We start from the raw sequence: 16,002 nt of genomic DNA, 5'->3' as shown, positions 1-16,002 counted from the left end.
GACTAGCGGTGTCCAACGAAGCGTCAAAAAAGAAAAGTTAGCGGCTTAGGCCGTTATCTTGGAAGCTCGCTGCTTTAGCTGCGAGTAGTTCACATAAGTTAAGTTACTCAGCGACAGTCTGTGCATTGACTTCTTGAATAAATTGATTGGAATGTTCAATAGAAGCTTGCATATTCCTAATAAGGTGTTGGATATTCGTTTCTAAACCTGCAAACTCCGCTTTTAATGCCCCAATGGCTTGTGCATTTAAGTTATGTTTTAAAAATAAAACATTATCACGCAAGGTGGTTAATACCGGCTGCATACTGGCTTCTGCTTTTTGCATAGCGGTGAGCATAGCTTGATAACGGCGGCGGGTTTCTCTCAAGCTACGCTCGCTGGCTTGGCGGTATTTGGCATTTTGAAAGCTGGCCAATTCTTCTTCCCATTCATTAAATAAGGCTTCAGAGACACCTTGAATCGCCGCAATGCGTGCAGAAACACGTTCGGCTGCGGCTAAACTCATTTCATATTCATCATTTAAGCTTGTATAAATTTGCTGGAGCTCACTGGGCGGTAAGTTAACAATCGAAGCGAAGCGTTCCAATGCTGATTTAAACTGTTCACCCGCTTCTGTTTGTGTATCACGGGCATCTTCAACACGCGACACCATAATATCGCGTTTTGGCACCCCGAATTGTTCCATCATGCCATAATATAAGGCATTATCCGTCAGCCCCAAGGCATAGCTGGGAAAACTGGTACCAGATAGCACTATTGCCAATCCGGTGGTCATCAACAAGCGTTTGGCGTATTTCATTACATCGACCTCATTAAAGTAGGAGAAAGCCCATGCTCACATTGGCAGTAGGCCAACATGCGATCCAGTCTTTCCGAGATTGGGATCAGTTTGCTACTTCGATGGAACATGAAGTGGCCACAGCGGCAGGTCAAGGGGCTGATATTTTAGTCTTTGGTGAGCATTTAGGGTGTTTATTAGCACGTACTTTTAGTTTAGATGTGTATACAGACTTATATGCTCAATTAGAAGCCTTGCAAACGTTGCAAAATGATTTTATTGATATTTTTGCATATTTAGCTCGAACCTACCAAGTGAACCTGATTGCACCCAGCATTCCTTGGCAGGAAGAAGCGGGCACCTCTTATCACGCCAGGACTTGGGTTTTCAATCATCAAGGTGCGGGTGCTTACCAAGATAAACAAGTCTTGACACGTGCAGAAAATGAACATTGGGGGATGCGTGCTGCCAAGGTACAGCAGGTTTTTGCACTGGCTGGTGGGCGTATTGGCATTTTGCCCGGTTATGCTGCGGAGTTTCCACAGTATGCGCGTGCCTTGTGTGAACAAGGTGCGAATTTACTACTGGTGCCTAGTTGGACGCAAACCCATGCTGGTTATTGGCGTTTACGCTATGCCTGTCAAGCGCGTGCTGTCGAGCAGCAATGTTATGTAGCACAAGCGACTGTGATTGGTGAAAGTGATTGGTCGCCCATGCTGGATCAAGGCATGGGGTCTGCGGGTGTATTTACCCCTTGTGATTATGGTTTTCCTGCGGAAGGTGTCTTGGCTTTAGGTGATGGTCAACGCAGTGGTTGGGTCTATGCCAAAGTTGATTTGGGGCGTATTGATCATATTCGTGCCCACGGACAAGTGCTTAATTTCCGTGATTGGGGGCGTTATCAAGGGATGAGTACACAAAAGGCTGCTTTGCATACAGGATTTTTTTGATTGCGCACGAATCCGCGTTAAGATTCGGGTTCGCATTGTATTTTTGCATTTTATTCATCGACATATTAGGGAACACATAAGGCTTATGCGTGCCACTCAATTGTTAATTTCTACTCTGAAAGAAACCCCTGCAGATGCAGAAGTAATCAGCCATCAATTAATGCTTCGTGCGGGTATGATACGTAAACATGGTGCCGGTCTTTATACTTGGTTGCCGCTTGGTTTGCGCGTTTTGCGCAAAGTGGAAAAAATTGTGCGTGAAGAAATGGACCGCTCTGGCGCACAAGAAGTACTCATGCCTGCAATTCAACCTGCCGAATTATGGCAAGAATCTGGACGTTGGGAACAATACGGCAAAGAGTTATTGCGTGTACAAGATAGGCACGAGCGCGATTTTTGTGTTGGCCCCACGCACGAAGAAGTGATTACGGATTTAATTCGTAAGGAAGTCAGATCCTACCGCCAATTACCGGCTAATTTTTATCAAATTCAAACCAAATTCCGTGATGAAATCCGCCCGCGTTTTGGGGTGATGCGTGCACGCGAATTTATTATGAAAGATGCCTATTCTTTCCATTTGGATGAGGCTTCCCTCAAGCAAACCTATCAAGTCATGTATGACACCTATACCAGCATTTTTACCCGTTTAGGCTTGGCATTTCGTGCAGTAATGGCAGATAACGGCTCTATTGGGGGCAGTGGTTCTCATGAGTTCCATGTACTGGCGGATTCCGGCGAAGACGATATTGTTTTTTCGGATACCTCTTCATATGCCGCTAATATAGAAAAGGCAGAAGCCTTGGTGACCAAAGCAAAGGCGGATGCACCACAGGAAACACTGCGCTTACAAGAAACCCCCAACAGCAAAACCATTGCTGATTTGGTGAAAGATTTTCATGTGCCCATTGAACGCACTGTTAAAACCCTGATTGTTCGTGCTGCTGAAGGTGGCTTGATTGCTTTGATTGTACGCGGTGATCATGAATTAAATGAGATTAAAGCCGCGAATTTGCCCGAAGTGGCTGCGCCTTTAACATGGGTTGAAGAGGAAGAAATTCGCGCACAAGTGGGTGCCGGTTGTGGTTCTTTAGGTCCCCTTGATTTGCCTATGCCCGTGATTGTGGATCGCGCTGTGGCGGTGATGAGTGATTTTTCTGCCGGTGCTAACCGTGATGGTTTCCATTATTTCGGTATCAACTGGGAGCGTGATTTGCCTCTGCCGCAAGTTGCTGATTTGCGCAATGTGGTGGCTGGTGATATTTCGCCCGATGGTGAAGGCCAATTACAAATCAAGCGGGGGATTGAGGTCGGACATATCTTCCAATTAGGTACCAAGTATAGCGAAGCGATGAAAGCGACCATCTTGGATGAACAAGGCCAGCAACGCCCTATGATGATGGGATGTTATGGCATTGGTGTCACCCGCGTGGTTGCCGCAGCCATAGAACAAAATCACGATGAACAAGGCATTATTTGGCCAGATGCTATTGCACCTTTCCATATCGCACTTGTGCCTATGAATGCACATAAATCTGAGTTAGTACGCGAAACCTCCGAGCGCTTATATCAGGAATTAACCTCAGCTGGTTTTGATGTTCTGCTTGATGATCGTGATGAGCGTCCGGGCGTTAAATTTGCGGATCTTGAGCTGATGGGGATTCCGCATCGCTTGGTTATCGGGGAACGCAGTTTAAAACAAGGCCAAATAGAATATAAGGGCCGCCGTGATACTGAGGCAACCTTGGTGGAAGCCCAAACCTTGCTCACTTTTTTGCAAAGCAAAATGAGTGTTTAAGTCATTTTTGAAGATTTTCTTTGAACGTAGCAAACAAGGATGTTTGCTGGAAACACCCCCACGGGCGTGGGGAAGATTCATTCATTAACATGAGCTTGCATCCTTGCTTGGAAACACCCCCACGGGCGTGGGGAAGACCATGACTGCACGATACTGCCACCCCAGCCGCCAGAAACACCCCCACGGGCGTGGGGAAGACGACCGTGTCGCCCCCCTCGAACTTATGAACTAGGAAACACCCCCACGGGCGTGGGGAAGACTCTATAGACCGCCACCACCACTTAATAAAGTTAGAAACACCCCCACGGGCGTGGGGAAGACATATGAACGAGGTGTATGGTGCCTTTGCGGCCAGAAACACCCCCACGGGCGTGGGGAAGACGTTACCGCGCAGAGCTGCACAAAAGTGAGATGGGAAACACCCCCACGGGCGTGGGGAAGACTAGCGTGTCATCAAGCAGTGGTGCGGGGGAGGGGAAACACCCCCACGGGCGTGGGGAAGACGAAGGCATACTTCTGTAAGACGCTATACCACTGGAAACACCCCCACGGGCGTGGGGAAGACAAGGGTTCTAAACATCCCCGCCATTCAGCGGGGGAAACACCCCCACGGGCGTGGGGAAGACAGTTGCTAGAAGTACAAAGAACCTTGCAAAGCAGAAACACCCCCACGGGCGTGGGGAAGACCCTTAGCCTCTATCGCCAAATGAGACTCCACAAGAAACACCCCCACGGGCGTGGGGAAGACAAGCAAAGGGTGCGTGCCCCCGCCAACAAGCTGGAAACACCCCCACGGGCGTGGGGAAGACTTTGCCCCAGCTGATAGCTTGGGGCGACTTTAGGAAACACCCCCACGGGCGTGGGGAAGACGGTTGGCATCAAACCCCCTAAGCACTAGTGAAGGAAACACCCCCACGGGCGTGGGGAAGACATTGTTTGCACAAAGGTTAAAAGATCACTTCTAGAAACACCCCCACGGGCGTGGGGAAGACGAAGACATAACAAACTGGGTCACGGCTCTAAAAGAAACACCCCCACGGGCGTGGGGAAGACACTTTATCCAAGCAACCCTTCCAGCGTGCCGGAGAAACACCCCCACGGGCGTGGGGAAGACTGCAAAACTCCATATCTGTATTTGATGTCACTAGAAACACCCCCACGGGCGTGGGGAAGACATGTCGGTGACGTTGATGATCTTTTAGAGTGTAGAAACACCCCCACGGGCGTGGGGAAGACAAAAAGCTCGCTTGAAAGCATCTACCAGCAAAAGAAACACCCCCACGGGCGTGGGGAAGACTGATAGCAGATATGTCCTCACCAGGATCACACGGAAACACCCCCACGGGCGTGGGGAAGACCCAAGCTTTGCTCAGTATTGCTTTGCGATCATAGAAACACCCCCACGGGCGTGGGGAAGACCGTCTGGTTTGAGTGAGGCTGGTAAAGCGTACAGAAACACCCCCACGGGCGTGGGGAAGACGGCAAAGTCGTCGGCGTTGCCGTAGCAAGATAGGAAACACCCCCACGGGCGTGGGGAAGACGCAGCTCAGCAACACGGAGACCATCTTCAATGAGAAACACCCCCACGGGCGTGGGGAAGACTGACAGTACCCAGTAATGCAGATGCTGTATAAGGAAACACCCCCACGGGCGTGGGGAAGACGATCTCTTGGCGGAATTTACGCGCGTTTTCACGGAAACACCCCCACGGGCGTGGGGAAGACCCGCTGATGACAGCTTCGGCTGGTCTGTTTCTAGAAACACCCCCACGGGCGTGGGGAAGACGTCTTGCGCAAAAGCTGCTGCATCAAGTCTTGGGAAACACCCCCACGGGCGTGGGGAAGACTTTATAACCCTTTGAAAAGTAAAATAACCCCCAGAAACACCCCCACGGGCGTGGGGAAGACTTATCCCCGTAATCTCTTAAATCAAAAAAACCAGAAACACCCCCACGGGCGTGGGGAAGACATTTCTGCGCTCTGGCTTTCTTCTGGAAAGCTGGAAACACCCCCACGGGCGTGGGGAAGACCCCACATAGCCTTTAAAGGCTTCGTGGGATAGAGAAACACCCCCACGGGCGTGGGGAAGACAGCGGTCTTTAACATCCAGATCAATCCACTTTAGAAACACCCCCACGGGCGTGGGGAAGACATTCCACTATTGAAGCAGTGAATTTACTTGGCGGAAACACCCCCACGGGCGTGGGGAAGACCTGGGGATCGTCTGCTAACAACTTGGTCACTGGGAAACACCCCCACGGGCGTGGGGAAGACTTTTGCGCTTGCGCTTGAGCAAGGCTTGTATTGGAAACACCCCCACGGGCGTGGGGAAGACTTGGTCTGCAAAACATGCGCAGCAATGGCGGCGGAAACACCCCCACGGGCGTGGGGAAGACCCGGATTCGCTAAATTTGATCAAGTTATCATAAGAAACACCCCCACGGGCGTGGGGAAGACTTACCTTTCGCCATAGCAGCCTTATGCAGATCGGAAACACCCCCACGGGCGTGGGGAAGACGATAATCTGACACCCGTTGAGCAAGAAGCGCTGGAAACACCCCCACGGGCGTGGGGAAGACCATTTGACATACATAAAACTCCTATGATGGATAGAAACACCCCCACGGGCGTGGGGAAGACTCACGAGTGTCTAAACTTGCAAAGTCCATGTTAGAAACACCCCCACGGGCGTGGGGAAGACTTAACTTAGGCCCGCGTGATGTAGTGCCCATCGGAAACACCCCCACGGGCGTGGGGAAGACCTGCTCGCAAGGTCGGCTTAGAAACCGGCAAAAGAAACACCCCCACGGGCGTGGGGAAGACGCTTAGACAAAATCGGCACGCGCTCCGAGCAGAGAAACACCCCCACGGGCGTGGGGAAGACTAGCGTCCCTCGGCATCGCGGCGGATTTGAATGGAAACACCCCCACGGGCGTGGGGAAGACCAAATGAGCCACTGGGACTATATAGAAACAGGGGAAACACCCCCACGGGCGTGGGGAAGACTCGCTCGCAAATGACGCAGCACGCTTGATTCCAGAAACACCCCCACGGGCGTGGGGAAGACATCTAGCAACGGGGGCGGGGAAGTCTTTAATCGGAAACACCCCCACGGGCGTGGGGAAGACGGTTGTAGCAAGAGCTATGGATGCCGAAAAGTAGAAACACCCCCACGGGCGTGGGGAAGACTGATAAATCAAGGGCTCGAGCCGATTCTTGGGGGAAACACCCCCACGGGCGTGGGGAAGACGATCACTGGAAGACTTTTACGCTGATGTATCGAGAAACACCCCCACGGGCGTGGGGAAGACCAGCGGAACGAATGAAAAATAAGAAGCCGCACGGAAACACCCCCACGGGCGTGGGGAAGACGAATTTTTGGGGACAAGGACTAGCGTTTTTCTAGAAACACCCCCACGGGCGTGGGGAAGACGGAAGGGAAGGCAGGTACAAAGGTGCGCACTTGGAAACACCCCCACGGGCGTGGGGAAGACAGCTTTAAAGAACTTGGCAAAGCATCAAACTTAGAAACACCCCCACGGGCGTGGGGAAGACGTAAACACTGCTTAATCAAAGCAGGAGTATTGAGAAACACCCCCACGGGCGTGGGGAAGACACCAGTATATTGTTAAAGAGCATCCTTGCAAGCACCAAATATAGTATTTATGGATTTTTTAGGGTTTCAATAATCAACTGTAATCCACAAATTTCAGTAATAGGTTTTCGGACTTTGCCTTTGTAGCGAATCTCATAACCCGGAGGTTTTGGAATACTACGAAACAGCATCAGGCCGGAATCAACCGGACAATGCTTGATCAGATAATCCACAACCGTTTGCGCAACAGAATCTTTCACACCAGAGACAAACACATTAGGACGCGGCTCGATAAACCAAAGTTTCATCCGGCCACGTACCGCAGGTGGTAGATCATTTGCTAATACGACGAGCACGACGCACCCCCATCAACTCATTGATATCCGAAGTGACCTGTTTCAGCAAATCCATCTGAATAACCCGCTTACGGAATGCTGCTGATACCTTGTGTTTATCATACCGGCCTGCCATCTCACGGGTCAGATAAAAGGCTAGATCAATACACAGGGGTTCCTTGTAAAGATCTGCCAGATCATAAACAAAGGGCAAAGGGCTGCCGGAATGAACAAAACCAATATGAGGCGAATAACCCATCGCATGTACACCAGAACATAAAATGCCATATAAAGCGGCATTACAGGCGGTCAGTATTTGATTAGTCAAATCACTAAATTCAAATTTGCCTGGTACAAACTGACGGCCTTTCCAGCCAACGCCATACTCCTCGGCTTTTTGCTGATAGAGCGCCCGCACCCGATTACCTTCCATACCCATCATGCTGTTCAGGCTTTTTCCGGCCAGATCTGCATCCGGAAAACGCTTGGCAAACATCATTCGAGCGACTTCAAGAGACTTGGCTTCATCTGCTGCAAGAGTGATCTGGCGTTTCAGATTGCGGGTATCTGCAGTGGGTAAAAAACCTGCCGCATAAAACAGCAGACTGTCTTCCCCTACCCAACTGACCGCACAGTTCGCTGCCGTGGCGGTTTTAATTGCCTCATGGGTGACTGAGGTTCCCGGCCCCAATAACAGCGTATTTAAAGTGGCCACTGGCAAAGGCACGACATTGTTATCTGAATCAATCCATTTGACGCTGCTATCATCAATCTCCAATCGGCCCCGCTCCAGATACAGAAAAGGATACTTATCCTGCACCTGAGGCAGGGATTCACGGGTCACCTTGACAAACAACCGCTCTCCCTGCACCATCTCTTATACCTCTTCGTTAATCGCTTCTAGAAGCGTTACCCGCCGGTCTCGGTAGCGTTTATTCAATCCAAACTGTACTGGCACATCATTTAAGGTCAAGACTTCACCATCGTCTGTCTCCTGCTCCACAACCTGATAACTTAGTACGCGCTCTTTCTGCTCGGCCAGCTGTTCAGCGTGCGCCCAGAGTGCTTCTGCACTGGTAAAAACACCCTGATAAATCAGTTCTGTTGGCACGCAGTTTTTACGCCCCAGATAAAGCGTCCACACCGGATTTTGTAATGCATCAGCTAAAACTTCCGCCTGGTCAGATGTGACCTGCAAGGCAACAGCAAAAGCACTGTCCTGCAGGTAATAGCGGTAGGTCATTTTGGTCCCTCCACCAACCGCCTTTTTACCTTCCGAAGTTTTGGGGATCAGCAGGTTTTGCCAAGGATCAGTATCATCGTAACCACTGCCTACCATATGGAAGTCCCGCAGTGCTGGCTCTCTCATCACTGGCTGACCGTTTTTATCAACCCGGGCATAGGCTCGGACCTCCATCTCAGACGCTGCCATTGCTTCCAGCCATTCGGTTTCAGGCCCACTCGCTCCGCGAGCGCAGCAGAGCAATCCCATCACCCCTGAGCGCGTCGGGAAACTCAGTGTATCGCGCACGCCAAATTTGGAATCGTGCCCCCACGCCTGCATCGGGCCTTCCAGCCAAAGCAGCAGATATTGATTCGGTTCACTCATCTTAAGCCTCCGCTTATAGCTGGGCTTGTAGATCGGCGATCAGGTGATCAAGGCTATATTCCAGATTTTCGCCCCACTGCAGATCAGCCTGCTTGCCAAATAAGGAGCCGGACAGTTTTTCTTTCGCATCCAACCAGTCATTCAGCGCCGTTTTACTGGCAGCAAGATAACCCTCACCTTTGGCCTTGACCGGCTGTTCAAATGAAGCCTGTAGCCCCTGCCCTTTACGTACCAGCACTCGGGCAAACTCCCACGGACACGCCCCAGCCTGAGTGGTCTGGCGGGCATTAGGTACAGCCACATAAAGTGCCTTGACGAAGGCTTCAATGGCAGGTTTCAGGTCGGCATCTTGCCCTAGGGTTTGCTGCAGCTGTCCCAGATCCAGGCTGATATAGCGGTAGTAAGTCGCTGAGTTGTATTCCAGGCTACCCATATGGGCAGAACCGCTTTCCTCGTCGGTTTTACAATCATCCACTGCGGTAAAGAACTCTACTTCGTTAGTCACTTTATGGGTTGAGATGGCGTGCGAGAAAGAGGCTGCAGCCTCCACATTCATATCCGGTGCTTTTGCCACCATACGACCAAATAAAGCGATATCCAGCGCATCCACTGCCGGATTCAGTGCTTTTTTAGCAACCTTAGCCAGTTCTTTCTCTTTAAGTGCTTTGGGATCAAAGGCTTTTTCTTGGGCGTAAGCTGCAAAGGCTTGGGCTTCAGTTTCACTTAAAAATAGCAAGGTATCATCGGCTAATGCTTTAGCCATCGCCTCAGCACAAGCCTGCGCCTCTTCTTCGTTGGCTCCTAGGGCCAAACATTCCTTGGTCAGCAAGGCAGCGATTTTTTTACTACGCACCCCCAGCTTGATACCAAACTCCGGCATCGCCAGACGTACTTGACGCTTCCAGCACTGAGACGAAACACGGGCACGAGGCACGCCACCGATCATAGCGGATTTAGGAGCGCCGACATCATCACGGTTTAGACAGGTCACTGGGAAAGACTGCAGAATGTGGAACTCAATACGGGTATTTTTTAATAAAGTCATGGTGTACTCCTTGAAAGTTAAAATTGGGCAAAGGGATTGTCGATGATGGGCACAATCTGTAACAGACCACAGCCAAAAGCGCGTCCCTTGCCAATACCGTTTTGAAAACTTTGTGCAAATAGTGCAGCGTCAGTCACCGTTAACCGACCTTGTAAGGTGGCACGCCCTATCGTCACTTGGCGCTTGGTTTTATCGATAAACTGCAGTACCTCAATGCCCTCGACCTGCAAGGTGTGCAGATCAACGGAAAAGCCCCAGCTTTTAGGAGCTCGCTCGGCAAACCACTGGGCGACCTTATCTCGGCCTTTAACCGCAATCCGCTTACCACTGGCTTTCTCTTTACGTACTGGGTTGATCTGTACTTTAAAGCAGTAGTTTTTGTGCTCCAGAAAATCAGGGCTGATCGTTTTGGTGATCACCTGACCAAACTGTCCGTCGATCTGCTCAGCCGGCTTACGATCAGAAACCATCAGCACTTTACGCCCCTGAAAATCACCACCCTGATCGGCAAAAAGAATACCGCTTGGGATATGACTCTGCTTTTCATCTTCGCTGCGCACATCAGCAAACAGGCTGTACACCACACGGTGCAGAGAGTAGATATCCGTAATTTTCAGGGCTTTAACCGCCTTGCGATCAAGATGCAGCGCACTGGCATAAAGCTCACTCATTATCCGCTCCCTCTGTGCTGTCTTCTGGCTGACGGTGGTAAAAGTCCTGTGCCCAGCGGGTTCGCACTCGTTCCTGTCCTTGTCCTGAAAACCAGAGCAGTTGCTGTAACAGCAGGCTGAAATTCAGCTTGACCCCACGGCTGGCAATCAGCGCCAGCACGGGGCGTAAAATCTGACAAAGCTCCTCAATACTGGTGCAGGCGAGAAGACGTCGCAGGCGGGCTTTGGCTTGATCGGATTGAGCACCATCCTCATAACAAGCCGCAATGGCCGCACCTAAACCCAGGGTGCCATCGCGCTCCGGTTTGGCTTTAGCCAAAGCGGCACCCAAAGTACAGTAGGGTAGCCGTTGCCAGCTTTTTTCCAGATCCACCCCAAAACCGGCCAAAATCTCCCAGCTCTGATACTCGGTTGCTGGGTTATCTGCCCGACGCAACTTGGCGGCAAAGCCGTTATCTTCTGCCTGACGTTTGAGGACATACTCGACAAAACGGGCGGCAGCTCCCACCGCTGGCTGCGGGTTTGCTTCTCCTTTGGGCTTGGGTTCCATAAAGGCCCTCTCCTTATTCTGCTTGCAGATATTTTGAAAAATTAGGTCGCTTCTGCGCCCAAGCATCCATCTGCCGGGCACTGTGATTGGGGCAAATACGATCAAACACCTCATGGGCGTAGCCGGCAAACACTTTTCGCAGTTGTAAACGCTGCTGTCGGCCTTCTTCGGTGTTGTCACAGGCATCAATCAGAGCTTGGGCCTGACGCTCGCACAGTTGCCAAAACAGGCTAGTGGCTTTTTCTGCTTGGTTGGCAACAAAGGGCTGCGCTTTGCCTGAGCCCGATTTATCGATATCAGATAGCTGGCGGAAGTAACCTACTGTTGCACCCCATAAAGCATTTTTGACTTGATCCAGCAACTGCATCTCATGCTTAAGGTTTTCCAGGAAATAGCTGCCCAAAAGGTCTGCAGTTAACCAGAGTTCTGACTGGACATAATCATCCGTGCCGGATGCGTACTGTTCACCTGCGTTGCTACTGACCCGTAAACCACCGGACCAAAGCGCAAATTCATCGCAAGTATCACGCAGTCGTTTTAACGGCAGTTGTAATTGATAGGTCTGAAAGCCGCTGCTTTTGCCCTGTTCAATAAACTGCAACAGTGATGTTAGTTCCCGCCAAGGTCTTTTTTCTGGATTCACCCAAAGCGCTTTTGGCTTTTTCTGTGAGAAATCCACAGAAGCGGTTGGATCAGCCTTGCCTTCTAGGTATCCGGCGTGTGCAATACCATCGGAATAATGAATCCCAGTTTCAGAGAACAGGCAGAATTTACCCATTGGCAGCAAGCGCCCGATAAAGGTGTTTTGCATTTTTTGCGCAATGGCATCATCTTCCCCTGCCGGCATTTGCTCCCAAGGCGGTACGCCAAGTTCCGGATACATCGCAAGTTCAGAGATATTTTCTTGGGTAAAAAGGTTAATCCAAATGGTTTTGACCAGTGAATCTGCCATCCAATACGAGTGCAGCAACCCCATATGCCCAACAGAAACACCGGCTTTACCAGTGGCTGCCTTGCCCTTGTTATTCTGCTTTCCACGATAGCCTTCTGTCAGCACGACAGTGTTATCAGTTTTTTTACCACTGAGAGCAAAACTCATTTGCTGGATCAAAATCACAGCCCGCTCTGCATCCTGTAAAGCCTGCTCTTTCTGGCTCTGTGTAAGTACGGTTGTATTGCCGGTACTAACTTCCGGTGAAACAACGCCGAGCGACTTTTCAGCCGCACGAGCTATCTGTGGCATCTGCAAAAAGGGTTTTTCACCATACAGATAAAAGCTATCGTGCCACTGGTGTAGGTATGACAAGCATTGATCAGCCATCCCCTGCCAACCCATCTGCTGCCAGTGTTCATCATCTTTGGGTGTGGCCGCAGCTTGTGCGATTGCCAGCAGTAGTTTGGTGAGTGCAATCTTCTGTACTGGGTTACCGCCCAGCGCTCTTAACTCAGGTCGGCTGAACACTGCTTGCAAGCTGACCCGACCAAAATCAGCAACCGGTATCCAAGGCTCATCAATCAGATTAAAGCGATTATCCATAACTATTCCTTATGCTTAATAACCTGGTACCCCAGGTCATCACGATATTCCAAATGCTTGTCACTGCCCACCGCCGCGCCATCTAGGGTACGGATTTCTCCCGTGTCTGTAACCAGAGCGATCCGCAGCAAAGCCTCATCCTGCTGCGGGTCTCCCAGATAAAAAACCTGCCCAAGTTGAAGCTTCTTAAGCTCGTTGTAACTCATTGCAGGCGGACAATCATCAGGTTTAATAGAAACTAACTGTTGGTGTAATGTGGCCGCCAGTGCTCGCCATTGCTGCTTCGTTAAATGCGAACGGCTGCAAGGTAATAAGTGTTCTTGATCATCTAACAAGCGAACGCGAATAGCTTTTATATTTTCGTCGTAGCTGATGGCACGCAGTAATAGGACATCCAGTGTCTGTTGATCACTGTAGCGCGTTTCGGCTTTATGCTCGGGTAATGTTTTGCCGTTGCGGGAGAGTGTCAGCCGCGCCAAGGATTCCAGCGCCTCTTCACCTGTGCGGTATCGGCTGCCCTTTTTCAACATCTGCAATAACGCAGACCATAAGCCGCTTTCTTGCCGATCCTCGTAAGTTTGATCAATCAAACCGCGAATATTTTTCGGCAATACCAAGCGCGTGATGTTTTGCCAAACTTCAAGACTGCGGCACAGCACATAAGGTGCATAAACGCTTGCAGTGGCCCCAAATGCGTTGGCTGGATTAGTTAGCGCCAGCTCAAGATCCGGCGCGATCAGCCAACATTCCCGACAGGCGGTCTCAGGACGCGGGGTTGATGCATGCCGCCATAAACGTCCGATACGCTGCAGCAGCATATCTGTAGGCGCAAACCGGCTGACCAGAAAATCAGCATCAATATCCAGCGACTGTTCAAGCACCTGAGTCCCGACAAGAATACGCCCCTGTTTCCTCCTCTCGCTCCAGCCCGCTTGACCAAAGGCATTGACCCAGCGAGTCTCATTGCGTTGCCGGTCTGCGGGAATAAAACGCGAGTGCAGTAAACTTATATCACAACCCAGTGCATAAGCTCGGCTGGCCAAATCTAGATAACGCTGCTGCGCTTCTGCCACCGTGTTTTCAATCCATAACACCTGCTGCCCCTGCTCAGCTCTTGCTAGGGCTTCTTCAAGCGCTTGCTGATCATCCGATACAAGCTGTACCGAAACTGGAGCAGTGTCTGGCTGATACACAGCCAATTCAATCGGGGGATTGCCGGAGGCATCGACTGCGGTAATCAGAGGATAATCACTTGCAGCACACGGGCTTGCAGTCAAAGCTTCTCTGCGCTGACGGCTTAGGGTGGCGCTTAGAATAATGACGGTACAGCCTATCTGGCGCAGAAATGCGGTTAATTCGTTAAGGATGGTTCCAGTATAAAGATCGTAACTATGAACCTCATCCAGAATAACGACCTTGCCTGCAAGGCCAAACGCACGAACAAAGCCGTGTTTTACATTCATGACTGCCATAAGTGCCTGATCGAGCGTTCCGACCGCAAAGGGTGCGAGAAGACCGCGCTTTTTATGATGAAACCAGGCACCACCGGGGCGGCCCTCTTCCCCCATTTCGGTATCCAGTAACCAAGCGCTAGAATGCAGTAACAAAGCACGGTTAGGTGTATCTGGATGCACGATCTGTTCAAGAAAAGCGTTAAACCTGTCATAGATCTTGTTGGAGGTCAGTTGAGTCGGTAACGCAAAATAGATACCGGTCGCTTGTCCTTGTGCCAGCAGCTTGTAAGCCGCATAGAGCGCCGCTTCTGTTTTGCCCATCCCCATCTGAGCTTCCAGAATATACACGCCTGGGCCTTGTACTTGTTCGAAAAACACCTGTTGGGCTTGCCTTGGCTGCATCTTTTTGTGCTCAGGGTCAAACACCTCGGCAAAGGACAGCCTAGGAATGATTTTTGGCCGGATAAATCCGGCATCAGTTAATGCTTGCCCGATACGGGGCTGCCAGTCTGCGTGAGGGTCTTCGAAGAATGCACCTGAACCGATCCAATCGGCCACAGAAGTTAAACCGGCCACAACCCGAGCTTGTGCTGCGGATTCGAAAACAGGCCAGTCACAATGCAAGGCAGCCTTAAGCGCTTCAACTAGCTTTTGCCGTTCATTTTGCCAGCTTTGGCCACCAAAAATTTCATCACCGGCTCTTTTGTCATCAACCGGAGGATTAAAGCCGTGATGTTGCCCCAGAATCTCAGCGACATATTTAGGAACCTGGAGCGCTTCTGCAGTCACTTGACTCACGCCCGCATGACCGCCCCACTGGGACTCCGTCTCTGGAGTCGCTTGAGCCAAAGCAGGAAGGGTTCGGTAATCCTGTCCCGTGGCCTTAAATAACTTGGCTGCAAAACTGGGGCTGACTTTACCAATATCATGGCTGGCAGAGACGAGTTCACTATCTTCAGGAAACAGCTGGTTGCGTATCGCCGACGGGAATAAGGCCATTAACTGACGGGCGGTCTCTCCAACAATCTGACAATGATTAAACACACTGCGCCCTAAACACACAGTGCCATCTGGCTGCTGCCAGGTTTTAGCGTAACATTGTTGAAAAGGAATCGCTGGGATGGCGATTGAGATGTCTTTTTTTCTTGAGCGAAACCTTGCCATAGAGACTTCCTGTATAAGTCAAAATTAACTTTTTTGTGCTAGAGACCTTGGAACGTTTAAAAACTAGCTTGACTGTATTGACCCAACGATTAATGAGGTGAACCTTTTTAGTTATTATTCGCCGTGATCTTATGGGCTACTTTACTTTAGTATAAGTAACCTAAGTGCTCGTTATTTGAGTCTCCCTTATTTACTAACCAAAGTAAATATTTTTTCTTTGTTGAGATTTTGCATGAAACTTGCAACTTTAGCCTGCAAGCTCTACCTGCTGTTTTAGGCTTGCAATCTTAATGGAGATATTGGTTTAATTGTTTTCAAGGTAGGCATTGCGCCACAATTGATGCTTTGGCAAGGTGGCTATGATCACTATTGCAGCTGACTGAAGAAAATACTATAGGGGGAGCAGTAGCAGATTATAAGGTGGTAGAGAGTGTATGAGTTTGCTAGTATGCAAACCTACTCAGTAGGTTAAGGTACTGATGGGTATCAGCTTAAAGCTTGCTAAGTCAGATACAACAAG

Annotated in this window: 11 protein-coding genes and 1 CRISPR repeat array; of the genes, 2 read left to right on the top strand and 9 right to left on the bottom strand. The window is 50.4% G+C overall.

Going from position 1 to position 16,002, the window contains the following annotated elements:
- Positions 1 to 103: 103 nt before the first annotated feature.
- On the bottom strand, positions 104 to 799 hold the full coding sequence (locus tag BMX05_RS07500; RefSeq protein WP_245710537.1) for a DUF2959 domain-containing protein: 696 nt from the start codon (positions 797 to 799) through the stop codon (positions 104 to 106).
- Positions 800 to 831: 32 nt separating this feature from the next.
- Here BMX05_RS07500 and BMX05_RS07495 point away from each other — a divergent pair, with 32 nt between their 5' ends.
- Positions 832 to 1,728: a nitrilase-related carbon-nitrogen hydrolase gene (locus BMX05_RS07495; RefSeq protein WP_093309555.1), complete on the top strand. Its 897-nt coding sequence runs from the start codon at positions 832 to 834 to the stop codon at positions 1,726 to 1,728.
- A gap of 85 nt (positions 1,729 to 1,813) precedes the next feature.
- Positions 1,814 to 3,523, top strand: coding sequence for a proline--tRNA ligase (locus tag BMX05_RS07490; RefSeq protein WP_093309553.1), 1,710 nt, complete (start codon positions 1,814 to 1,816; stop codon positions 3,521 to 3,523).
- 49 nt (positions 3,524 to 3,572) lie between these two features.
- A CRISPR array of direct repeats spans positions 3,573 to 7,138; the repeat unit is 28 nt; unit sequence GAAACACCCCCACGGGCGTGGGGAAGAC.
- Positions 7,139 to 7,185: 47 nt separating this feature from the next.
- On the opposite strand, the gene cas2e is transcribed toward BMX05_RS07490, so the two are convergent.
- From cas2e to cas3, 8 genes are read right to left on the bottom strand one after another with little or no spacing between them, the layout of a single operon-like run.
- Positions 7,186 to 7,473 (bottom strand): type I-E CRISPR-associated endoribonuclease Cas2e, encoded by a 288-nt coding sequence (gene cas2e, locus BMX05_RS07485; RefSeq protein WP_093309551.1) that lies wholly within the window; start codon positions 7,471 to 7,473, stop codon positions 7,186 to 7,188.
- The gene (gene cas1e, locus BMX05_RS07480; protein ID WP_093309549.1) at positions 7,451 to 8,326 is read right to left on the bottom strand and encodes a type I-E CRISPR-associated endonuclease Cas1e; all 876 of its coding nucleotides are present in this window, start codon (positions 8,324 to 8,326) and stop codon (positions 7,451 to 7,453) included. The genes cas2e and cas1e overlap by 23 nt, the downstream gene beginning before the upstream one ends.
- A 3-nt stretch (positions 8,327 to 8,329) precedes the next feature.
- Positions 8,330 to 9,061, bottom strand: a complete 732-nt coding sequence (gene cas5e / locus BMX05_RS07475) for a type I-E CRISPR-associated protein Cas5/CasD (protein ID WP_093309547.1) — start codon at positions 9,059 to 9,061, stop codon at positions 8,330 to 8,332.
- A 13-nt stretch (positions 9,062 to 9,074) separates the two neighbouring features.
- Complete coding sequence (gene cas7e / locus BMX05_RS07470; RefSeq protein WP_093309545.1) at positions 9,075 to 10,106, bottom strand: type I-E CRISPR-associated protein Cas7/Cse4/CasC; 1,032 nt, start codon at positions 10,104 to 10,106, stop codon at positions 9,075 to 9,077.
- Between the two features lie 17 nt (positions 10,107 to 10,123).
- Complete coding sequence (cas6e, locus tag BMX05_RS07465) at positions 10,124 to 10,777, bottom strand: type I-E CRISPR-associated protein Cas6/Cse3/CasE (protein ID WP_093309544.1); 654 nt, start codon at positions 10,775 to 10,777, stop codon at positions 10,124 to 10,126.
- Positions 10,770 to 11,327, bottom strand: coding sequence for a type I-E CRISPR-associated protein Cse2/CasB (gene casB, locus BMX05_RS07460; RefSeq protein WP_093309542.1), 558 nt, complete (start codon positions 11,325 to 11,327; stop codon positions 10,770 to 10,772). Before casB ends, cas6e begins: the two co-directional genes overlap by 8 nt.
- Before the next feature lie 13 nt (positions 11,328 to 11,340).
- Positions 11,341 to 12,864: a type I-E CRISPR-associated protein Cse1/CasA gene (casA, locus tag BMX05_RS07455; protein WP_093309540.1), complete on the bottom strand. Its 1,524-nt coding sequence runs from the start codon at positions 12,862 to 12,864 to the stop codon at positions 11,341 to 11,343.
- Positions 12,865 to 12,866: 2 nt separating this feature from the next.
- Positions 12,867 to 15,482: a CRISPR-associated helicase Cas3' gene (cas3, locus tag BMX05_RS07450; RefSeq protein ID WP_093309538.1), complete on the bottom strand. Its 2,616-nt coding sequence runs from the start codon at positions 15,480 to 15,482 to the stop codon at positions 12,867 to 12,869.
- Between the last annotated feature and the right edge of the window lie 520 nt (positions 15,483 to 16,002).

Source organism: Allopseudospirillum japonicum (genome assembly GCF_900108915.1).
Classification (GTDB): Bacteria; Pseudomonadota; Gammaproteobacteria; order Pseudomonadales; family Halomonadaceae; genus Pseudospirillum; species Pseudospirillum japonicum.
Note: the sequence above shows the minus strand (reverse complement) of the source record. Positions and strands in the feature narration are given on the sequence as shown.

Excerpts from the sequence above, each read along its gene's own strand:
- casA (WP_093309540.1), bottom strand. The coding sequence starts at position 12,864 with ATGGATAATCGCTTTAATCTGATTGATGAGCCTTGGATACCGGTTGCT.
- cas7e (WP_093309545.1), bottom strand. The coding sequence starts at position 10,106 with ATGACTTTATTAAAAAATACCCGTATTGAGTTCCACATTCTGCAGTCT.
- casB (WP_093309542.1), bottom strand. The coding sequence starts at position 11,327 with ATGGAACCCAAGCCCAAAGGAGAAGCAAACCCGCAGCCAGCGGTGGGA.
- cas6e (WP_093309544.1), bottom strand. The coding sequence starts at position 10,777 with ATGAGTGAGCTTTATGCCAGTGCGCTGCATCTTGATCGCAAGGCGGTT.
- BMX05_RS07490 (WP_093309553.1), top strand. The coding sequence starts at position 1,814 with ATGCGTGCCACTCAATTGTTAATTTCTACTCTGAAAGAAACCCCTGCA.
- cas1e (WP_093309549.1), bottom strand. The coding sequence starts at position 8,326 with ATGGTGCAGGGAGAGCGGTTGTTTGTCAAGGTGACCCGTGAATCCCTG.
- cas3 (WP_093309538.1), bottom strand. The coding sequence starts at position 15,482 with ATGGCAAGGTTTCGCTCAAGAAAAAAAGACATCTCAATCGCCATCCCA.
- BMX05_RS07495 (WP_093309555.1), top strand. The coding sequence starts at position 832 with ATGCTCACATTGGCAGTAGGCCAACATGCGATCCAGTCTTTCCGAGAT.
- BMX05_RS07500 (WP_245710537.1), bottom strand. The coding sequence starts at position 799 with ATGAAATACGCCAAACGCTTGTTGATGACCACCGGATTGGCAATAGTG.
- cas5e (WP_093309547.1), bottom strand. The coding sequence starts at position 9,061 with ATGAGTGAACCGAATCAATATCTGCTGCTTTGGCTGGAAGGCCCGATG.